The sequence below is a fragment of the Aquimarina ulvae genome (genome assembly GCF_053613295.3).
In genome coordinates this window covers 137,231-159,821 of sequence record NZ_JBSIBP030000001.1, presented here as the reverse complement: position 1 = coordinate 159,821, position 22,591 = coordinate 137,231, and the positions used below count along the sequence as shown (strand labels likewise).

General features: G+C 34.3%; 20 protein-coding genes. 8 read left to right on the top strand and 12 right to left on the bottom strand.

Features of this window, described 5'->3' with window-relative positions:
* Positions 1–223: 223 nt before the first annotated feature.
* Positions 224–691: a CYTH domain-containing protein gene (locus ACWGOQ_RS00775; protein WP_452056640.1), complete on the top strand. Its 468-nt coding sequence runs from the start codon at positions 224–226 to the stop codon at positions 689–691.
* Between the two features lie 26 nt (positions 692–717).
* Here the strand turns inward: ACWGOQ_RS00775 and pbpC are convergent, their stop codons facing one another.
* Positions 718–3,003 (bottom strand): penicillin-binding protein 1C, encoded by a 2,286-nt coding sequence (gene pbpC / locus ACWGOQ_RS00770; RefSeq protein ID WP_452056639.1) that lies wholly within the window; start codon positions 3,001–3,003, stop codon positions 718–720.
* Positions 3,004–3,335: 332 nt separating this feature from the next.
* On the opposite strand from pbpC, the gene ACWGOQ_RS00765 reads away from it, so the two are divergent.
* Complete coding sequence (locus ACWGOQ_RS00765; RefSeq protein WP_452056638.1) at positions 3,336–5,552, top strand: response regulator; 2,217 nt, start codon at positions 3,336–3,338, stop codon at positions 5,550–5,552.
* Between the two features lie 42 nt (positions 5,553–5,594).
* On the opposite strand, the gene ACWGOQ_RS00760 is transcribed toward ACWGOQ_RS00765, so the two are convergent.
* The 10 genes from ACWGOQ_RS00760 to ACWGOQ_RS00715 all read right to left on the bottom strand — a co-directional run bounded on the left by ACWGOQ_RS00760 (position 5,595) and on the right by ACWGOQ_RS00715 (position 12,811).
* Positions 5,595–5,897: a hypothetical protein gene (locus ACWGOQ_RS00760; protein WP_452056637.1), complete on the bottom strand. Its 303-nt coding sequence runs from the start codon at positions 5,895–5,897 to the stop codon at positions 5,595–5,597.
* 62 nt (positions 5,898–5,959) lie between these two features.
* On the bottom strand, positions 5,960–6,826 hold the full coding sequence (ablB, locus tag ACWGOQ_RS00755; RefSeq protein ID WP_452056636.1) for a putative beta-lysine N-acetyltransferase: 867 nt from the start codon (positions 6,824–6,826) through the stop codon (positions 5,960–5,962).
* A 63-nt stretch (positions 6,827–6,889) separates the two neighbouring features.
* The gene (locus tag ACWGOQ_RS00750) at positions 6,890–8,089 is read right to left on the bottom strand and encodes a glutamate-5-semialdehyde dehydrogenase (protein ID WP_452056635.1); all 1,200 of its coding nucleotides are present in this window, start codon (positions 8,087–8,089) and stop codon (positions 6,890–6,892) included.
* Between the two features lie 16 nt (positions 8,090–8,105).
* Positions 8,106–8,876, bottom strand: coding sequence for a glutamate 5-kinase (gene proB / locus ACWGOQ_RS00745; protein WP_452056634.1), 771 nt, complete (start codon positions 8,874–8,876; stop codon positions 8,106–8,108).
* A gap of 1 nt (position 8,877) precedes the next feature.
* Positions 8,878–9,684 carry a pyrroline-5-carboxylate reductase gene (proC, locus tag ACWGOQ_RS00740; RefSeq protein WP_452056633.1) on the bottom strand — a complete coding sequence of 269 codons (807 nt, stop codon included), beginning with the start codon at positions 9,682–9,684 and terminating at the stop codon, positions 8,878–8,880.
* 54 nt (positions 9,685–9,738) lie between these two features.
* A complete protein-coding gene (locus ACWGOQ_RS00735; protein ID WP_452056632.1) occupies positions 9,739–9,930 on the bottom strand; it encodes a hypothetical protein in 192 nt (63 codons plus the stop codon).
* 88 nt (positions 9,931–10,018) lie between these two features.
* Positions 10,019–10,216 carry a 30S ribosomal protein S21 gene (gene rpsU, locus ACWGOQ_RS00730; RefSeq protein ID WP_452056631.1) on the bottom strand — a complete coding sequence of 66 codons (198 nt, stop codon included), beginning with the start codon at positions 10,214–10,216 and terminating at the stop codon, positions 10,019–10,021.
* 21 nt (positions 10,217–10,237) lie between these two features.
* On the bottom strand, positions 10,238–11,101 hold the full coding sequence (locus tag ACWGOQ_RS00725) for a sigma-70 family RNA polymerase sigma factor (protein WP_452056630.1): 864 nt from the start codon (positions 11,099–11,101) through the stop codon (positions 10,238–10,240).
* Positions 11,102–11,379: 278 nt separating this feature from the next.
* A complete protein-coding gene (locus tag ACWGOQ_RS00720; RefSeq protein ID WP_452056629.1) occupies positions 11,380–11,535 on the bottom strand; it encodes a hypothetical protein in 156 nt (51 codons plus the stop codon).
* A gap of 232 nt (positions 11,536–11,767) precedes the next feature.
* Complete coding sequence (locus ACWGOQ_RS00715) at positions 11,768–12,811, bottom strand: mechanosensitive ion channel family protein (RefSeq protein ID WP_452056628.1); 1,044 nt, start codon at positions 12,809–12,811, stop codon at positions 11,768–11,770.
* Between the two features lie 407 nt (positions 12,812–13,218).
* Between ACWGOQ_RS00715 and ACWGOQ_RS00710 the strand changes: the two genes are divergently transcribed.
* From ACWGOQ_RS00710 to ACWGOQ_RS00685, 6 genes are all read left to right on the top strand, one after another.
* Positions 13,219–13,713 carry a YybH family protein gene (locus ACWGOQ_RS00710; protein ID WP_452056627.1) on the top strand — a complete coding sequence of 165 codons (495 nt, stop codon included), beginning with the start codon at positions 13,219–13,221 and terminating at the stop codon, positions 13,711–13,713.
* A 190-nt stretch (positions 13,714–13,903) separates the two neighbouring features.
* Complete coding sequence (locus tag ACWGOQ_RS00705; RefSeq protein WP_458202222.1) at positions 13,904–14,341, top strand: hypothetical protein; 438 nt, start codon at positions 13,904–13,906, stop codon at positions 14,339–14,341.
* A 78-nt stretch (positions 14,342–14,419) separates the two neighbouring features.
* Entirely contained in the window at positions 14,420–15,079 is a 660-nt protein-coding gene (locus tag ACWGOQ_RS00700; RefSeq protein WP_452056625.1) for an HAD family hydrolase, read from the top strand.
* An 84-nt stretch (positions 15,080–15,163) separates the two neighbouring features.
* A complete protein-coding gene (locus ACWGOQ_RS00695) occupies positions 15,164–15,394 on the top strand; it encodes a hypothetical protein (protein ID WP_452056624.1) in 231 nt (76 codons plus the stop codon).
* A gap of 72 nt (positions 15,395–15,466) precedes the next feature.
* Positions 15,467–15,751, top strand: a complete 285-nt coding sequence (locus tag ACWGOQ_RS00690) for a hypothetical protein (protein WP_452056623.1) — start codon at positions 15,467–15,469, stop codon at positions 15,749–15,751.
* 201 nt (positions 15,752–15,952) lie between these two features.
* Complete coding sequence (locus ACWGOQ_RS00685) at positions 15,953–16,681, top strand: DKNYY domain-containing protein (RefSeq protein WP_452056622.1); 729 nt, start codon at positions 15,953–15,955, stop codon at positions 16,679–16,681.
* A gap of 277 nt (positions 16,682–16,958) precedes the next feature.
* Here ACWGOQ_RS00685 and ACWGOQ_RS00680 read toward each other — a convergent pair whose 3' ends face one another.
* On the bottom strand, positions 16,959–22,487 hold the full coding sequence (locus ACWGOQ_RS00680) for an alpha-2-macroglobulin family protein (protein WP_452056621.1): 5,529 nt from the start codon (positions 22,485–22,487) through the stop codon (positions 16,959–16,961).
* Positions 22,488–22,591 lie beyond the last annotated feature (104 nt).

Here is a 22,591-nt window from a genome sequence, read left to right as displayed (position 1 = left end):
AGAAAGTCCAACATTAGGAAATTATTATCCTCAAGTTATGGTTTTTGGATATTGGAACTAATCGGAAGGAAGGCAAAAAATCTTAGAAATCGTTGAAAAAACCATGTATAGATTCAATGGGGACCACTCCAAAAAGAATATTTCACCAAGGGTATTCTATAAATAAGTTTTAATTTTGTAATCGGTTTTCTGTATGATTAGAAAGGCTTTTAAATGTTTAAATATGATTGAAATAGAACGTAAATTCTTAGTTACATCGGAGTTATATAAGCAGGAAGCTCAAAAAAGCACCTTAATTGTACAAGGATTTCTAAATACGGATCCAGAGAGAACGGTTCGAGTTCGAATTAAAGGAAAGCAGGCTTTTATAACTGTAAAAGGTATTGGAAATACATCAGGTACTACACGTTTTGAGTGGGAAAAAGAAATACCCACGAATGAAGCTGAAGCATTGATGAAAATTTGCGAAAAAGGAGTGATCAAAAAAACCAGATATGAAATAAAATCTAAAAACCATACAATCGAAGTAGACGAGTTTTTTGGTAAAAATAAAGGGCTAACCATTGCTGAAATCGAGCTTACTAAAGAGGAAGAAAAATTTTCGAAACCCGATTGGTTAGGAGAAGAAGTAACAGGAGATACCCAGTACTATAATTCTCAATTGAGTAAGAAACCATTTACTACTTGGTAATTGTACCTCTTTTAGTACTGAATTAATCATTCTTTTACTTCAATCTTCCTTCTTAATTCATTCCCCTTTTCATCCAAAACAGTAATAAGGTGTTCTCCTGGCGCTGGTTTTACAGCCATTTCATGAAACTGTTTGGTCACACCTACAAATTGATTATCTATATACCAAAACACTCTTGTTTCTGGTTGAGTGTGCGCTATTTTAAGCACTACTTCATTAGTTTTACCATCGAACCCTTTAGGTAAATATACACCGCCACTACCCTTTGGAAAAATAAAGTCCATACTTGCTAATAACTCTTTTGTACAATCAGATCGATAAGGAGGCAAAGATCGATAATCTGCATTTTTAGTTTTAAAATAATATGCCTGTAAAGGAGGTAATACAAACCACGGTTCGTGAATCATAGCATCTATAGATTCGCAAGAAGAATTGACCCTATATTGACGAGTAGGATCTAAATGAATCAATTGGTGGTATGGGCAGGGTTTTGTTTTAACACCTAATATTGGAATATAAGTTTCTCGACTAATACAAGCTGATGCAGCCAAAAAACCACTTTTAGAGCAAACATTTGCGGTTACTAAGTCGTCATATGGAGTCGGAAACCATTTAGAATTTGGTAACAAGTTAACCACATCAAATAAAACCGGGGCTGCCGAATTTAACCCGGTAAGCTCAGGTCTACCTTCTCCATCTGCATTACCAATCCAAACACCAACAACATACTCTTTGCTTGCTCCAATCGCCCAAGCATCTCTATTACCAAAGCTGGTTCCCGTTTTCCAGGCAATTTCTTTTGAAGAATCATAAAACTCCCAAGCTTCATCCCCTTGCGGTCGATTTACTTTTTTTAAGGCGTCAAAGGTTAACCAAATGCTCCCTGCACCAAAAACCTGTTTTTGTGTTACTTTTTCTCCAAAATCAACTTTTTTATTTGTCATGAGTATTGGTTCAGCAAATTCTTGGGTAAAGTATTCGCTGGAAGATTCCTCGTAATGGTTAAGTGTCCCAGCAAGTCCTGCATACGTTTTACAGAGATCCCAAAGACTCCCCTCAGCCCCTCCAACTATTAAAGATAATCCATAGTGATCTGCACTATAGCTAAGATTCTTTATTCTAAAAGCTTGTAATTCATCTCGAAAACGCTGTAATCCGTATTGCTGTAAAAGTCTGACCGCAGGAATGTTTAAAGATCTTGCCAATGCTCTATTTGCTGGTACCGCTCCACTAAAAGTTTCATCATAATTTGTTGGCGAATACCCGGCAATAACGGTAGGAACATCAGATACCAGTTGGCTTGGTAACAACTCACCTTTGTCCATCATCGCGGCATACAACAACGGTTTTAATGTACTACCTGCACTTCTTCCTGCCTGTATGATATCTACATCCTTTTGATGTGCCTTATCTGTTGGCGCATTACCCACATAACTCAAAACCTCTCTGGTATGAACATCTATTACCAAGACGGCCATATTATGCACTTCATTTTGTTGTAATGATTGATAATGCAGCTTCACTTGCTGATTAATTTGCCGTTGTAATGTTGCGTTTATCGTTGTCTGTATGCGTTTACCTTTGTTGTCTTTTGCTAATTGATCAAGCAGATGAGGAGCTGTCTGAGGAAGTCTATATGGTTTTTGTGGTAAAGGTTCACTGATAGATAAATTGTAAGTTAAGGAATCAATAGTGTGTTCTTCTAGTAAGGTTTTTAACAATCGGTTCCTTTTTTCTAATAGTTTCATCTGATTTTTGCCGGGATAAATAAGGGAAGGTGCGTTGGGTAAAACCGCCAGCGTTGCGCTTTCTGACCAAGACAGTTGTTCTGCAGATAACCCAAAATACCTCCAGGCAGCCATATCTAAACCAACTACATTTCCTCCAAAAGGAGCATGAGAAGCATATAGTTTTAAAATATTCTCCTTAGAAGTGCCTAATTCCAAACGTGTAGATAAAATTAGTTCGATTAATTTTTCGAAATAGGTTCTTTTTTGACCTTTGCGTGCTAATCGTATAACCTGTTGAGTAATTGTACTACCACCTCTTACTACTTTACCTACTTTTATATTTTCTATAATAGCTTTTGTCATCGCTACAGGATTAAAACCAAAGTGCCGATAAAATTGCTGATCTTCGAACGCCAGAATACAGGATTTAAATTTATACGGAACACTATCTGTTTCAGGAAACCTCCATTGTCCATCTTCTGCTATTTTGGCTCCTAGTAATTCTCCGGTTTTGGTTTCTATAACCGTTGCGGTAGGATTATTAAATAACGGTTTTGACAAGGAAAAATAATACCACGTCATCAATATTGCGATGATGATGCATTTTTTAGGGTGCTTTCTGATATAATTTTTGAATCTATTAAACACTATTTAAAAAATTGACACATACATATAATACCACTAAATCTTTTGTAAATCTAAGACTCTTTATATTCCTTAAAAGAATTCTTTATCTAATTTTTCTTATTTAATTGTATCAAAAATATTTTAAATTCACTAAATTATATCGATTTTAAAATATCGACTTATATTCTTCACACGAATTATTCTAAAAAAGACAGTTTAAATCAATGCTTTTTTTAAGTATCGCTGGTTTAAAGTATTATAATTTGTTTCGTAAAATCGTTTTTATATTGAAAAAAATTTATACTCTTTTTATAATTATTATTTCGTTTTCTTCTTTTTCTCAAGAAGCAATGTCGTTCAAAAAAAATGACAGTATTGATAATCTGCTAAAAACTGCAGAAGCATTGAGCCTAAAGAATGATATGTATAAAGCTCTGGAATATGCCTTTAAAGCTGTCAGTTATGCTCAGGAGTTACAAGATAATTATTACATATCAAGCTCCTATATGATGATGGGGACAATCCAACACGAAATAGTGGATTATAAAAGTGCTAAACAAAACCTATTAAAATCGCTAGAGTATGCTGAAAAAACAGAAAGAAAATTACTTTTGCCCGCTATACTGCACAGTTTAGCAAATATATACTATGATGATAATAAAGATTATAAAAATGCTTTAACCTATTACAAAAGAGCATTTGAGCTAACGAACAAAGAATTATATGCTGATAATTATCAAATTACACTACACTGCTTAATATGGACACTTATGGATCTAAATAGATTTGAAGACGCCAAAGCATACCTCAAAATAGCGGATAGTATAGAAAAGACTATTCCAGACTCCTTACAAATAGACCGAAGCTCGTTCCTCATTCTTAAGGCGAGAAGTTTAAATAAAGATAAGAAGATTGTCAAAGCTGAAGCAGCGTTTAATGAGTCTTTAGAACAATTAGAGAAAGAGAGTTATTGGGTTAAGGGTAAAAGCTATTTTTATAATTATAGATCTCAAATGTATGAGAATGCTGGGGATTTTTTCAAAGCGACTCAGGATCTCAAAAAATTACTTAAAAATGAACGCAAGATATTTGAAAACACAAGAACTAAACATGAAGAAATTACTAAGTTTAGATTTAAGGTAGATGAATACGAAAGAGAACTGGAAGCCGCTAAAAGAGAGAAGGCATTACTTCTAGATATTGACAAAAATAACAAAACGATTATTTTTATTTCCTCCATAGCTTTACTACTATTAGCAGGTATTGTTTTCTTTTATTATAGAGGCTATCAGTCCAAGAAAAAAATAAGCCAAATTCTAGAAGTGAAAAATGCAGAATTGTATGAAGCTAAATCTGAAGCTGAGCAACTAAGTAAAATTAAATCACAATTTATCTCTACCATAAGTCACGAATTAAGAACTCCTCTTTATGGTGTGGTAGGAATCTCATCCATCTTAATGGAGAATGAAACCAATTCAGAAAAAGACAAAAAACTGTTTAATTCGTTAAAGTTTTCTGCGGATTATCTTTTAGATTTGGTTAACAAAGTTTTGAAAATTAGTAAAATAGACTCTGAGAAAAAAGAACTTATCAAAACACCCACAGATTTGTTTACACTATCTCAAAATATTTTACAGTCGTTCGAGTACCAAGCACAGAAAAAAGAAAACGAACTAATTCTGGAGCACCACGATCAGATCCCTAAACTAGTAAATATAGATGCTTTACGTATCTCTGAAATCCTAATTAATCTAATTGGAAACGCCATAAAATTTACAGAGAAAGGAACCATTTGGCTTCGAATTAAACTAATATCCACTCAACAAAAAACCATCAAAATCAGATATGAAGTTGAAGACACTGGTGTGGGAGTGCCAGAAAGTCAGAAAGAATACATCTTTGAAGAATTTTCACAGATAGGAAGCGTTTATGATAATAAACAGGGAACTGGCTTAGGATTATCGATTGTAAAAAACCTGGTGCAGGTAATGGAAAGCCAGATTCATTTCGAAAGTAAAAAAGATATTGGATCAATCTTCTATTTTGATTTAGATGTAGAAGCTTCAGAAAATACGGAGGATCAGAAAGGCAAACAAGATAATCCAGAAAAAGAGGATGTACTATCAGCAAAAATTTTAGTGGCCGAGGACAATAAGGTAAACCAGCTAGTAACTAAAAACTTACTAAAAAATATTGGATGTGATTGTCGCATAGTTGAAAATGGTATTGAAGCAGTCAAAATATTAAAAAAGGAGCGATTTGATTTAGTGCTCATGGATATTAATATGCCGGTGCTTGATGGTATGCAAGCAACTCTAGAAATCAGGAAGTTTGATACAACTACCCCTATTATTGCTCTTACGGCATCAGAACTCAGTGAAGTAGCTAACGATTGTAAAAAAGCGGGTATGAATGACCTGATCAACAAACCACTTAACAAAAAAGATCTTCGATACGCTATAGAACAAAATCTGACAGTTAAAAGTTCAGAAACGAATACCTAATAATTCGCTGCATATACTATTAAATTTGCAAAATTTTTGAGATCAGTAACTAATCAATTCTTTACCCTTACAACGCATCCCCAATAATAAAATGGATGTTGCGTTTTCTACTAAAATCTTTGAAATATTGGAATAAAACGGTTCTGGTGTTTTGGGGGAAACTTCGATTAGTTTTTGTTTCAGACAAAAATTTAAATTTATTAAACTCAGGTCTTCCAGATCTACTTCTTCAGTTGATCTCAGTAGAGCTTTAGTGATCAATCTTCTAAAATTATACTCCAAATTTAGTAAGGATTGTGCTTCTAAGGAGTCCTTAATTTCCCCATTGATCCAATTAATTTTCACGGTTTTGTAGAATAATATTGAATTGCAAAAGTAAAGTATTTTACAATTAATAAACAACTAATTTACGTTAAGTTTACATTGTGTTTTAAGCTCAGGTACCATACATTCATACTTTCTAATACTTCTTTTACTCTGGAATTATTTGTTAACATCCCGCCATATAAAAAACCGTGCTTACATAACGTAATGTTTAAACCATAAGAAGTAGCTCTCACTAGAGAGTATAATGTCCTAAAACTTTTTTGTTCTAAGCTTTGGATAATAAATTGCACCAAATAATAAGAGAGGTTTTGCCCTCTGTAGCTTGGGTGTGTTGCAAAATCAACGATTTCTGCATACCACTCTTCTCTATTCAGTTTTAGATTTGCTGTAACAATTAAAGTGCCTTTTTCAAAAAGCCCGTAAAACTCATAATTGCCCTGTAGACAATCTTGAAGATAAGATGTTTCAAAAATCGGAAAGGGATATTTCTTAAAAACTTTTTTATTAAAATCGGACAGTGTTTCTAAATCTTCAATTTCTAGTTTTCTAATTTCAAAATCATCCGGAAGACTAATGTAAGCATCTTGCGAAGTGCTATTCGAAGCCAACGCAATTGTTTTTACTGAATTTATGATTTTCAGTTTCTGTTCATCACAACGAAATCGTTCTTTACTCAAAAAATCGGCTAAGAAATAACCATCCTTTGTTCCTTTATAAAGATTCGGAATTTTAGCTTCTACTTTAAATCCACTGGACACAAAAGTTTCTTTAGCATCTTCAGGAACAACTCCTAAGATTTTATCATACTCGTGATGAATAGCTACATCCCTTATCGTGTTTAGATGAAGATCCCAGTTATCGTGATCTGCTTGCATAAGGTATACCCGATTATTAGCGGCACCGTGATGCAATAACGCTCCGTTAATTTTTTCAGTTACATCGAACATAGAAATGAATGAAGATTTTATTATAAGTTAAACGATTGTATTTTTTTGTGAAATTCATATGCATTACTTTCTGGTATGACCATCGCCGTATACATAGTATTTATTAGTTACCAATTGATCAAGACCTAAAGGACCTCTGTGATGCAACTTATCGGTGCTGATAGCAAGTTCTGCTCCTACCCCCATTTGTCCGCCATCTGTGAATCTGGTTGAAGCATTTTGATAAACTGCGGCACAATCTACTTCTTCCATAAACAAGGATGCAGTTGTATCATTATTCGTCATAATACTTGCCGAGTGTCCACCTGAGTATTCATTAATTTGCTGTATAGCTTCTTTTGTAGAGCCTACTGATCCGATACAGCATTTCATTGCTAAAAATTCTTCTTTCCATATAGATTTTTCTAAAATCAATGTCTCTTCTGTGAGTATCTCTTTTACATTAGCGTCTACCAAAATGGATACTCCACTATCCTTAAGAACATTCTTGAGAGCATTCATTTTACTATGGTAATCAGATAGGTTAGTGTTAACCAATATTTTATCCAGCGCATTACAAGCAGATATTTTATCTGTTTTTGCATTCAGGATTACTTCTATGCTTTTTTCCCAATCTGCATCTTGATCCACATACAAGAAGTTATTCCCACGACCGCTAACCAACACTGCACATTTTGCGTGTTCTTTTACAAAAGATATGAGTTGTTCTCCACCTCTGGGTACAATTAAATCCAATGGTTCTGTAGGGTTTTTTAAAAATTCCTGAGTTTTTTTTCTATCCATTGTCAATAATTGGATATGATCTGTGCTCAAGTTATTTTCCTCTAAAGCCTGATGCCAAAAATCTACAATCACTTTATTACTACGTATAGCTTCTTTTCCTCCTTTAAGTAATATTTTATTATTTGCCTTAAAAGCAAGTACTACAGCTTCTACAGTAACATCAGGTCGGGATTCATAGATAATCATAATAGTTCCGAAAGGAGCTGTTTTGTTCACTATCTGTAAGCCATTTTCAAGCTTCTTTTCGGTAATTACTTTGTTTATTGGATCTTGCTGAGAACGAACTTGCTTAATCGCTTGTATCATTCCATCAATTTTTTTATCATTTACAACCAATCGATCATACATCGCCTGATCTTTCTTATTGAAAGCATCAAGATCATTTTTATTGGCTTCTAGTAATTGTGCCCTGTTTTCATTTAATATGCGAATCATGCGCCCCAAGACGTTATCCTTTATTTCTGTATCTATAAGTTTCATTTTATTTTATTTTTGATTAGAGGGATACTTTTGTACCTACTTTCTTCCCATCTATGATATCAATGATCGTATTGTCCTTTTTACCATTCGCAATAAAGGTTGGAATGCTACTTGCGGCGGTTTGCTGTGCATAACTAAGTTTAGAACCCATTCCTCCTCGTCCTTCTCCTTCTACCTTACCACTATCTTTAATAAATTTATCAAGATCGTCGTTGGGATCAACATTCTGTATAAGGTCGCTACTTTCCGAGTCGGGATGCCCAGTATATAATCCATCGATATCTGTCAAAATAATTAATCGATCTGCATTAATTAATTGTGCAATAAGACTTGCAAGTTCATCATTATCAGAAAACATCGACATGGTAACAGATACTGCGTCATCTTCGTTTGCAATAGGAATCACCCCTTCAGACATTAATCCTTCACAACAATTAATCATGTTCTCTCTGTGTATTCCAGGGGTAAAATCACGTTTGGTCGGCAATACTTGGGCACATTTCATTCCGTAATCTTGAAAAATATTATAATATAGACTCATCATTCGTGGCTGGCCAATTGCCGAATATACTTGTCTTTTTTGTGTTTTGTTTTTGATTTTAGAATTTCCTAAAACCTCTTTTCCCGCTATCACAGAACCTGATGATACTAATATGGTTATGATATCTCTTTCGTATAATTCTGCAATCTGCTTCACTAACCTTCTTAATACAGGTCTTACGATTCTATTATCTTTGTTGGTCATTACATTGGTACCAACTTTAATAACAATTTTTTCTTTGTACATTTTAGTTTTCTTTACCCAATTCGATAGCACGACTAAATGCAGCGAATGCGGCTTCTTTAATTAATTCATTTACATTATTATCATCCATGGAATCTAACGCTGCCTGGGTAGTACCTCCTTTTGATGCTACTTTTTCCATCCAGGAATTAGGAGATAAATTTGATTGATTAAAAAGCTCTATAGCTCCTGTAAATGTTTGACTTACCAACACCGTTGAAACGTTTTTACTGAATCCCATTTGCAAGGCTGCCTCCATCATACTCTGCATAAAATAAAATACGTATGCCGGACCACTACCTGAAATACCTGTAGAAGCATCTATAAATTTTTCGTCGCTAACTAGTATGGATTTTCCTGTTGTATTCAATAAACTTTCTACAGTTAACAGTTCGATTCTCGATACTTCTGTGGATGCGACATAAGAGGTTAATCCAAGACCTACTTTTGCAGGTAAATTGGGCATTGCCCTGACTACCTTTTTTAGTCCAGACAACTCACTGATCATCTCTAACGTCACACCTGCCATTATTGATATAATAATTTGATCTGGTACTACCAGTGCACGAATTTTCTTAAATAGGTCTTCAGCATGGTGTGGTTTTACGGCTACAAATATGATATCTGCTTTGGGCACACAGTCCTCTAATTCTTTATATGCATCAAAATGGGAAATTTGATGAAGTTCTTCTACCCTTTCATCAGATTTGTCCAAAACCATTATATTTTTTTTCTTGAGCAGTTTGGATTTGGACATTCCTTCGGCATATGTAAGTCCCATATTACCTGCTCCAATTACTAATACCTTCATAGTATATTTTTGGTGATTGATTATTGGTTAATTCTTTTGTGTACTTAAAAAAAGTTATACAAACAATACACAATCATCATAATTTCGTGCTTCGCTATAATACGATTCATTGTATTTGCGCAATGTCTTCACTGGCAATCCAAGAAAGTGTTTTTTAACATAAGTAACTTTGGTTGTAAGCTTACCTATTTTTGTGCTATATGATATTTTGGTTTTTGTTTTTCTCTTTACATTAATTACTTTCATTAATCTTTACTAATTTTTGGTGCTTTTTTGAATTTAAAGTTGGTTGTGGTGGAAAAAATCATACGCTTATAAGTGATCATATTCATCATTACAGCTCACTATTTTCTCTAATGTACTTCTCTCTATATTGAGCTTTCTTTAACTGCTCCCGTCTTTGCGTGGATTTTTTGGTGTAAAAGTTGCGTGCTCTCAACTCTTGTAATTGTTTCACATTTCTATACTTTCTTTTGTATCGTTTTAATGCTCTATCTATACTTTCTCCTTCTTTTACTTCTATTCTTAGCATATTTTTATCTGTTTTTTTGGTTTACCCTAAATAGGTTTTTAATATTCTTGTGTCTGATGATCTTCTTAATCGTTTTATGGCTCTATCTTTAATTTGTCGTACCCTTTCTCTAGTAAGGTCAAACATTTCTCCAATTTCAAAAAGGCTTACAGCATCAAAAGGACCAATTCCATAATAAAGGCGTACAATATGTGCTTCTTTATCTGATAATCGGTCAAGGGCATTTTCAATATCAGACCGTAACGAATCTTGTAATAACCCTTTATCTGGGCTGGTCGATTCTTTGTGAGCTACCAATTGATACAAATTTGATGTCTCTCCTTCTTTTAACGGAGCATCCATAGATAAATTTTTACTTCCATTTCTAATGGATTCCTCTATGTTTCTTACCGAAAGGTCTAACTCATTTGCCAATTCCACATTACTAGGTGGACGCTCATGTTTTTGTTCTAATGAAGAAACCGCTTTTCGAACCTTGCTAATTGTATTTATTCTATTGAGTGGCAATCGTATGACTCTTGATTGTTCTGCCAGCGATTTTAAAATAGATTGTCTAATCCACCAAACTGCATAGGAAATAAATTTAAATCCTCTGGTCTCATCAAAGCGTTTGGCTGCTTTTACCAATCCAATGTTACCTTCGTTAATAAGATCTGAAAGTGTTAATCCCTGATTTTGATATTGTTTTGCAACTGAAATAACAAAACGTAAGTTTGCACTCACCAATGTATTTAAGGCTTGTTGATCACCCGTTCGTATACGTTGTGCCAATTCTACTTCTTCATCTGCAGTAATCAATGATACTTTACTTACATCCTGTAAATATTTTTCAAGTGATTTTGACTCCCGGTTGGTAACCTGCTTTGTAATTTTTAATTGTCTCATTCTTTATGTTTTTAAATTTATCTACAGAAACTAATACATCATTCTAATCCTAAAAACCATAGATAAAAGATCATTTTGACATTCTGTAAACAACGGACGAAGGATATTTCTCAAAAACGACAAACCCCTTAACAAAATCCTGTAAAACTTTATGGATACTCCTCTTGATAATTAAAGTAGCGGGCAATTAATTAAGATATAACAAAAACGAAATATAACGGACAAGAGGAAATCAAACCATTTCCATACGCATTCTTGTTATTTATAGCCCAAGCGAGTTAGAACACACAAACCATACCAGCTACAGTGACCAAACCTACATCAGAAAATTTCAGGTCTTTCATCCTCCCGGTTTGACGATCCATGTAATTAATTTGCGGTAATACTCCTAAAGAGCCTTTATCTTTTTCAGGTAGCCCTGTTTTTTGAGGCATATTTTTTATTTTCTATGCTACTGAAATATTTCAGAAAACGCTTATATAACAACGATTTCTGCAAAGATACAAAAAAATAGTTTCTATAGAAACTGTTTAACAAAAAAGTAAAACAAATCATGCCCTAACATCCTGTTATTAGTGCTTGTAAACCTTCATAAAAAATAAAAACATTTGTTCAGTACGATGTCTCAGGTGTCTGAGCTTTTGGTTTGTTTCAGACAAAATCTCACTAGTTTCCTTTATTATTATCCAGTAAAACCCTTGTTTTTGGGATGCTATCGGGATAATTTTCTTTTAAAAAAGAAATTAATTTCTCACGTACATATACTCGTAAGTCCCAAGCAGTAGGAGAATCCACAGCACTTACCAACGCCCGTAATTCGACAGAATCTCTTTTGGCATCTGTAACCTGAATGATATTAACATTTCCATCCCATAAATCGGTGGCCTGTAAGATTTTTGTTAATTCTTCTCTTAAAAGATCCACATCAATCATGTAATCCGTATGTATAAAAACCGTTCCTAAAAGTTCCGAAGTACTCCGGGTCCAGTTCTGAAAAGGTTTTTCTATAAAATAGGTTGTAGGAACGATCAACCTTCGTTTATCCCAAATTTTAATCACCACATAGGTTAAGGTAATTTGCTCAATAGTTCCCCACTCTCCTTCGACAATAACCACATCGTCCAATCGTATTGGTTGTGTAAACGCAATTTGGATTCCTGCCAACAATGTTCCCAGCGCTTTTTGCGCAGAGAACCCAATTATAATACCTGCAACCCCAGCAGATGTAAGCATGCTAACCCCAACACTGCGAATACTCTCGAAACTCATTAAGCCAATTCCAATAGCAAAAATAATAATGATGAAAATTACTATTCTTTCTAAAATATTAAATTGAGTTAACACTTTTCTGGCTTTGAGATTGTCTTTTGCATTTATGTCATAACTCTTAACCACCTGATTTTTTAATACCCTTATTAAAACAATAATAGCCCAAGTAAATGCAACAATGTACAGCACCGTTATTATTCCTTTTATCACTCTAAATTGCTCTACCGTAAAGATATCTTTTATGAACTTTAGCTGCAAAACAGTTATAAGCAATAACAGAAAAAGAGGAATCTTAACACGCTTTACAAATTCTATCGGCAGCAAGGTTCTTTTATTTTTGCCAATTACTTTTAAAATAAAAAAGATCACAAAAAAACTTAGAAACAGTACTCCTACTCCTATTGAAATCTTTTTCAGCATTTCTATATCAAATTCTGGCATATTTGTGTCGTGGTTTTATATATGAGATCGTAAGTCTATCAAAAATAAGGTGATATCCAAATTATTTTTAATAATAAAATGGTAAAATATGAAGCATAGACCTTATTTACTGGTGCTCTATACTTGATAAACATAGTTATTAAGAATGTAGATAGTTCTAAAACGTAGAATGAATTATGCTATGATTGGGCTAGAAAATCCCACTGCTTACAGCTACAACAGGTATCCCCAACAAAGCCATTACATATAAAAAGAATGAATTTTTTTTGTATATGAGAAACTTTACATTATTTTTCATCTCATAAGGTTAGAATAGCAGTAGCACAAACAGTTACAATTGAATATATAATAGAAATATAGCTGGTTGATATGCAACTATACTATACGCAAGCTAAAACTGAAGACCTATGAAGTATTTTCTACGCTACCTAATTGTCCTATATTTTATTTGTTCATTGAATTCCTGTAAGGATAGGAACATACTGAATGACGATGAGAATAAAATTGAACAAGATGAAAAAATGTTCATAGCCACAATGCAAAAACATTTAAACTCTGTTTCAAACCGTGATTTATCTTCATTGGAAAGTACCATGAATCCTAATGGAAAAATGCAATTAATCCTTCCCGGATCTGAAATCATAAATGGCGTTGATGGTTTTATCGAATATCATAAAGCGTGGTTTAATGACAGTACCTGGACATTCGAAACCAACATTCTGAACACTAATATAGGTAACAAATTTGGGATGGCTATAACGGAAATTGTTTATCGAGAACCCTTAAGAGATGGCAAACCTTATTACAACAGAATGATTGTAAGTTATGATTTAGAAAAAGTTAACGGAAATTGGTACATCATAAAAGACCACGCCAGTTCTGTAGAAAAATCAACTGATTAGAAATAATAATTTTTAGAAAGCCAAGCGTACAACATTACACACATGGTCATAGCAGCAAAGTAATAAATCAAATGGTCTGCTTATTTTTGTAACGGCGCATTAATTACAAAAAAAAGTTAGCAATCAATGTGTACAAAAACCGAAAAACAAGGTAACCTTTTGCTCTACTACGAAACATATATTAAACGCTATGAAAGTCTCAAAAATTAATTTTCAATTATTTCTTATAAAAAAACCGATTAATTATTTTCTTACGCTTCTTTTTATATCATTTTCGATTTATTGCCAGACCCCAACTTATAATCAAACGGCACCAACAATGGATTCCAAATATGGAGTGAACATAAAACTAACTATACATGAGGAAGTTCAATTTGAAGATGATCTGTTAATCGTATTGACATCTTTTTCTCATAAGCATTCTTTTCTTGGTGGCCCTACAAAAGCAACAGCACATATAACCCTTTTCAAGAATAAAACACCTGAAGAAAAATCACTTTCTGTTCACGGAATTGAAGGCAAACCTGACCTAACCTATGATACTTTACGTTGGAATGAATATGAATTTCATCTAAAAGCTTTCAATTATGATGAATCTATAGAAATAATTGTTCATAAAGTGAAATAGTAGAATTTACTAATAAACACATTAAAATGCACGTTACATTTACAATTAGATCCAGATTTGAGAAAACACCACACCCGAATGAAATATAAAACGCTTATTCTAGACTTTGATGGCACGTTAGCGGATACTAAAGAAAGTATTATACAGTCCATGAGATTCGTGGCACATCACTTTAACATCAAAAATTTTGACGAAAAAATAATAGAAAGTTTGATAGGGCTACCTTTAAAAACTACCTTCGAAAAAGCCCTTTCACTTGATGAAAAATTAATTCAAGAGGCAACTTTGGTTTATCGTAAACATTATAATGAAATTGTAATCGACACCATTTCTCTTTTTGATGGGGTGAAAGACACATTAAGAAATTTTCATCACAAAGGAATAAGTTTGAATATCGCATCAAGCAAAGGAAAGGAAACATTAATTAAGATTCTCAAAAAACAGAACATTTATGATGTTTTTTTATTTGTAGGTGGTGAAGAAGATGCGAAAAACAAAAAACCTGCTCCTGATATTGTAAATCTCATAATGGATAACTTTAACTATGACCCAAGTGACTGTTTGGTTGTTGGTGATACTATCTATGACATTGAAATGGGACAAAGAGCGAATTTGGATACGTGTGGAGTTACGTATGGGAACAACGCAAGAAAAAAATTAGAAAAACAAAAACCAACCCATATAATCGATAGTTTTAGGAATCTCATTGAAATCGTCGAAATAATAACATTGCAATAATAAGTATGTCAAAAGAATGTTGTTTCTCATCTAAAAAATTGTTGCGACCTTTAGAATCTAGCGCTGTTCTGAGAACCCCAAAAAATGAAAATAACAAAAATAAAAGGAATAATCGATCGACGGATCCTTATCAATTATCAAGTTGATAAGGGTATTTTAGAAAATTACTTACCTAAGCCATTTAGACCCAAAATGTTCAATGGCAAGGGGATTGCCGGAAATTGTTTAATTAGATTAAAAGAAATCAGACCCAAAGGGTTTCCAAAACAAATCGGAATATCCCCCGAAAATGGAGCTCACAGAATTGCGATATAATGGAACGAAAACGGAACATTAAAAGAAGGTGTCTATATTCCGAGAAGAGATACTTCTTCTAAACTAAATTCTTTGGCAGGAGGAACTATTTTTCCAGGGATTCATAACCTTGCTCAATTTACAGTGAACGAATCTGATGGGAATTATCATGTGGAATTTGTAAGTGATGATGATACCTCTTTATCCATCGACGCAAGTGAGACTGAGAATTGGAACGAGAAAAGTATATTCGAAAACCTACAATGTGTTTCGGACTTTTTCCAGAATGGCGCAATTGGTTATGCTCCTGATGAAAATGAATTTGATGGATTAGAACTCAAAGCATATAATTGGAAAATATCTCTTTTTAGATGTTAAGAAAGTTCAATCTAGTTTTTTTGAGAATACAACCATATTCCCAAAAGGCTCTGTTAAATTTGATAACGCACTTTTAATGAAGGATATCGAACATGAATGGATCGGATTAAAAAAAAACCAACTGTTTTATAAAAAATGAATTAAACCAAGTTCTACATAAACCGTTACAAACAATACAAACCTTAATTAAAACTTCATTTTATGAGTTGGAAAAAATTAACTGATTTCCCTGATAACAAAGTTATAAAACCATCATACGGTTCCACCATAGCTTATTGGAAGATAGAAAATGGAAAAATCTGGCATCAGTGGAAAAAGCTCATGAAAGCTGATATTGAAAGCTTTGAGATTTATGAAAGTAGTCACTTTGTAGCAAGGGATAAAGACTTTGTTTATCACGCTTGGACAAAATTATCAAAGGTTGACAGAGATACTTTCCGAGAAGTTGGTGACTCATATTGGAAAGATAAAAACTATGCTTATTTGAAATATGAAACATCGATTAAACCATTGAAACGACTCGATGTTTCAAGTTTCAATTACTTGGGTAGTGGGTACGCTTATGATAAAAGTTTTGCGTATTTCTATGGTAAGGTAATTAAAAGCTGTAAGCATCCAACAACACTAAAAACTATTAAGAAGAATACAAATTTTGCCAGAAACATTGAGAATATATTTTATGAAAATGCTGTATTAAAGAACGCTGATGTAAAAACCTGGAAACTTCTTAAAAATGCATTTTCTAGAGATGATAAAAGAATTTACTTTACCGCAAGAAAATTACCTAAGGTAGATATAGAAACATGGGAACATATTCATAGAGCATTCTCAAAGGACAAGAACAACGTGTATTGCGTGGAACAAATACAAGAGGACAAATCACCTAATGATTGGGGTAAAGAAAAAGTAATGGAACAATATAAGAAATAGTACCATTTACAATAATTTATAATGTGCTTATACACCCAAAGAATATTACTGTCTCGACTAATTAATGCTAATCAAACCTTTTAAAATAAATCAACAAAATCCACATTCTAGCAACCTTACTACAACAACGCCTAGCAAAAAACTGATACGTAAGAGAATAGAGTAGTACAAAAAATAGTTCATAATATCGTATGATAAACGATTCCTATTTTCCTACGAAATAGAGACCGCATATATATGATCTCTTATAAAAATCCAAATCTTCCAAATTTCATCCCTATTTTACAACCTCTACCCATTGACCTTTAGTCCGCACCTGATAATCATTATCATACATTGCCTCACATTGAATACCCGGTAAATAATACTTTCCTAAATACGAAGCATTCAATAGTAATGTTACTGTTTTGCTTTCTCCTGGTTTTAGATCAAAATAAAAATTGACACGATCATCACGGATATCTGTATAAGTAACTTTATTCGCTCTAAACGATCCAAAATCTGTAAAACGCGTATTGACCACTTCCCATCCGGATGGAAAAATCTCTGTTAAGGCAATATCTTTTACCTTACTTCCGGTAGTATTGGTGATAGTAATCTCTGCCACAAAATCAGTTCCTTGTTGTAGTTGATTAATATTGATAACTTTCCCTTCTCTATTTTTATAATCTGTAATCGCCTTAAAATTGCTTTGGATTACTTTTTCCTCACCCACAGGTAAAATTCCACTGGTTGCCAATTGCACAAAAACGGTATTATCCCTATTGTTTTTGAGAAGTAGTTTGTTGCTTTTAGCAATAGATAATTCTCCAGAAGATGCCAACGTTTTATTGGTTTCTACGTTTTTAGAGTTTCCATTTAGTGTATAGCTTACTGATACACCTTTTCCACCAACATACGCTGCATACTTAGCCATGGCCATCAGTGCATAAGAAGTAGTTTGCGTACTCATCCATTTATTGGAAGCCAATTCTTTAGCCAATGCTGATGCAATCTTTTGTGCTTTTACTTTCTCATCCAATAATACTAAAGTTTCGAGTGCCATAGCACGGTTACGATTGGTCGACCCATACGTATAATAGTAGTTTTTCCTAGGTTGAAAATCAATATTTGCACTCCTAAGTAATTCGTCTGCTGCAGTTTTTTGCCCAACTAATCCATAGGCAGCAGCAAGTCTTAATTTTGCATCATTAGAAAGGTCTGACGCCTCTCTTAAGCGATTCATAGAGGATAGATCAGGAGTTTCTGCCAACGCCAGGGTATATAATCGATATGCCTGTGCCAAATCACTACCACCACTTCTCCATCGTTTTGACTGTTGTCGCTGATAATTGATCCAACTGCTTTTAAAACCAATTGGCAAGACATATCCTTTTTTATTGGCTTCTAACAAGAAGTGACCAGCGTAACTTGTTCCCCAATCATCTGTATTTCTATATCCCGGCCAGTATGACAAGCCTCCGTTGGGTTGTATAAAGCGTTTGAGTCTATAAATAGCTGCTTCCATATTGCGCTGGATTTTCTTTTGCTGATCAGAAGGTAAAGTAAACACATCGCTTAAGTATAACTGCGGAAATGCAGCCGAAGTAGTTTGCTCTACACATCCATGTGGATACCGTATTAAATATTTCAATCGTCCTTCAAAATTCATCGGTGGTAATGAAGACATTTCCACAATAGCACCATTACTCCCATCTACCCCAAATGACGCAAAATCAATTTCCTGCTGGCTATTAGGTTCTAAAACTATAGAAGTAATCTCTGTAGTCACGGGATTGGGGTTGATTATATCGATAGGAACGCTATAGGAAGCTTTTTCCCCATTACCACTTGCGACTACTTCGATATCTGTAATAGAAGCTCCTTCTAGTATTTCTATATCAAAATACACCATTTTTTCGTCAGGCTGTGAGAAATTAAGCACCTGTTTGGTATCCCCAACCACCGTAAAACCTTTATTAGGTCTTAGTGTTACACTTACGTTTTTAACCTTTTTTTCCATAGCAAAAACGGTAACTGGAATGGTTACTTTTTCACCAGGAGTAATTTTTCTGGGAATCGAGGTCAATACCATTAATGGTTTTCTAACCGGAGTCGTTTTTTCGGTACTTCCATAAGCTGCTTCTGTAGCATCTGAAGCCACAATCATCGTTCTAACAGAACCGATATATTTAGGAATTTTGATCTTATGGATTTTAGTTTCTCCTTCGGCAAGTATAAAAGGTCCTTTGTACACCACCATTGGCTTAAACCGATTGGCTTTTTTGGCTTTGCTTCCACCCGCTTCAGCATCACCACCAATTGCAAAAATCTGATTAATGCTTCCGCCATAGGCTCCTATAACATCATCGTATACATCCCAAGTCTTTACTCCTAATGCTTCTCTTGCGTAAAATGTATCCCATGGGTTTGGTGTTTTGTATCGGGTAAGATCCAGCAGGCCTTCATCTACAATAGCAACCGAATATGTCATGGCTTTACCATTGGTTTCACTAACCTTGATAGCAATCGTTTCTTCAGGTTGCAAAACATCCGGCATCTTTACCACTGGAGTAATTCTTGTGGCCGGATTTTCTACAGAAATCGGAATTACCCCATACATACGTATCGGTAAATCATTAGTTGTCGAACTATGCGGTTGCAAAAGTGTAATATGTATGTATACGTTGGGTGTATATATTTCATCTATAGGTAATTCGAACTTAGTTTCTCCTTTTTGTGGAGTTACCCATTGTGATGCTAGTACTTCTGTACCATTTTCTACAGAGACTAAAGCTCTTCCTCCTTCACTGGACGGAAAAGTAACTGTTGCTTTTTCTCCTACATCATAGGTGTTTTTATCAGTAGAAAACAACAACATCGTAGCTGCAGAAGGGTCATTTTTATTAGCTCTACCTGCCCAACCCGGCCAATCTATATAGATCGCTTTTCCGGTAGCATGCCCCCCATTAGGATCAACCACCCTTACCAGGTATCTACCCCATTCGGGATGTTTTATTTCAAAGTTAAAATTAGCTTGTCCACTACTATTTGTGGTTACTTTTGTGTTAAATACTTCGTTACGATAGGATCCTCTGTTGTAAGATGAAAGATTATCTTCTGAAGTGTCCCACCACCATCTCCAGTTTACCTTATATACATGAACTTCTAAGTCTTTAACCGCTTTTGGTTTTCCTTCTTTATCTACTGTGACTACTTCAAAATTATGTTGCGTATCTGTCAGTAACATTCCGCGCGCTTTATCACCTTTTGGAACATTTAATCCAATATAGGTATCATAGGGAGAAAAATCTTTTGAAAGTGCGTCCGTACTAAAATCACCACCATTTTCATAAACCTTAGTAATGAATGACGCTTTTAGCATTCCGGCAGCTTTATTTTCTAGTTTTGGTTTCAAAGAGAAGTTTACTTTCCCTTCTGGAGAAAGTCTCCCTTTAAACACCTCTTGTTCTTCGGTTCCAAACCTTCTGGATGGATCATCAAAAATATATCCCGGGAATGTTTTAAAACTAGTTCTTTTAGGACTAAAACGAACATTAATATCTGTTTGAAGGCTTTTGGCTACTGCTCCGTGCAACCATAAAACTTCTAAATTACCGGTAATGCTTTCCTTAGCACCTAATATTTCGTCTGCAAAATTTGTTTTGATCTTAAGACGGTTAGGTTTAATGGTTTCAATTTTTAATGCATTTGTAAAACTGGCACCTCCCACGTTAACTTTTGCCTGCCAATTTCCAGTAGGAGCTTCATCCGATGTTTCTACAATAAACTTGTAGAAATTTCCAGTTCCTTCTGTTTTGGTTTCCTGATGTACAACTTTACCGTAAGGATCTTTGAGCTCAAATTTTACCGGGTGTCCTTTTGGTAATTTATTAGCGTTATCATTGAGCATAAAGGATAGAAATAAGGTGTCTCCTGGTCGCCAAACACCACGTTCTCCATAAAGATATCCCTTAATCCCTTTTTGTAATTGCACGCCCGAAACATCAAATTTACTAACAGATAATGCATTACCGTCATTCAATTTTACATAGGTTTGTTGTTTCCCTGTTCTGGCTATCGCAAAAGATGCCTGTTTATCTGCATCGAACCCAGACATTCCTTCAGCGTCTGTGGTCGCAAAACCGATTTCTTGTTGCTGATAGTTGTAAAAAGTTACTTTTGCATTAGCAATCGGGTTGGTAGTAATAATATCATTAACAGCAATAGAATACGAATTGTTTAACCCTTTTTTGATCACTACTCCCAAGTTAGAAGCCAATATGTTTGCTGCAACTTTTTTATTTACATAAAACGAATTATTACAGGGATTGTCTCTTTCGTTCCAATCATAATCATAATAATATTCATCATAATAGTACTGAGAGCTATCCCAAAAACTAGACTCCATCTCTGTATCATAAGAATCTGCAAGTTCATCTATTGGCGTATCATCTGTAGCAGTACCATCACATTTGTAAATAGAATATGCTTTTTTGTAATTGAGTTCTACTCTATAAATTGCTCCGGGATCTGGTGTAATCAATTCTTTTAGATCGATGGCAAAGGCATTCCATTTACTTAAATTTAAGGAAGCATTTTCTTGAAGATTGATCAGTTTTTTGGCTATTGGTCGGGCAACGGTTCTAAGATTAGCATCCCCATTGAGATTATTATTTTGTAAAAATTGCAGGATATTATTCTCAAAAACTTTTACCACCTGAACCTCTACGGCACGCAGGTTGATCGCTTCAAAATTAAATTTCAAATTATCAGAGGTTGGCAGGATCACACCACTCTGCAATAACTTAATTTCTGGTTTTGGCTGCTGAAACGAAATATTCTCTGAATACGTATTTTTTAGTTTATAATTATCAAGGCTTTTGATTCCTTCAAAAACGGTTACCTCCAAAGTCCCTTTTAACTCTTGTTTAGGATACACCTTTAGGTTCTGTCCTTTTACAGTATATTTAAGATCTTTGGTTCCTGCTATGACCACTAAACCGTCGAAATTTTGATTTTTCTTTAACGGATCAGAAAAATTAATTTCTACATACTGATCTTGAAAATTAGAAACAGACACACTGATTACCGAAAAGTTGTTTTTTCCAGGCACCAGTAAAATGTCTTCACCTTCAGTATCGATATCGAATGATTTTCCTGACCATTGTATTGCTACTTCAGAATCATCTTCAAAACGTTGAATACTGTCAATCCTAAAACTAAACTGCCGGCTTTTGACCAATGATTCTCCAAAAGTAACCGGAACATTTCTACCTTTTTGCGTTGCAGTAATCAACTGCTTTGCTGTATCAAAACTTAATTGATCACTAGCCGTTATCGTACCATTAAGATATTGCCAATTTTTATTATACGATTGCAGATTGTCTGTTATGACAGAAAACTGTTGCTTTAATGTCTTTACACTAAAAACAAACTTTTCATCGAGATCCTCGTTTAGATCTTTTACTAAATTCTCTAAGTTAAGGGTGAATGTATATTCTGTGTCTTCTTTAAAACCTTCTGCTGGTTGAAAAGAAATAGTTTGATTGTTTACCGCAAATACTCTACCCTTCACCTTTGGGGATACAGAAAGTATATCATCAGAGAGTTCCTGATTATCATCCCATCCTTCTATCGGTGTTTGCAGTACCACGTAGACATTGTCTAAAACTGAAATCACCCCTGTAGAAACATCCGAAATATAATCTTGATATTTGGAAAGTTCTGAAGCATTTGCTTCTGCTATTGCCTTGGCATCTTTCTTTTTACAAGAAAACACAATGGCCGTACATATAAATAAACACAGGATCCGTGATAATCGCATATCGAATGGTTTTAGTTGACCAGATAAATGTAAGACATTTTTACAAGTGGTGATCCCCTGAAAATGGTGAATTTTTTGTTTTAATTGCTAGAAATCTTCTTTTA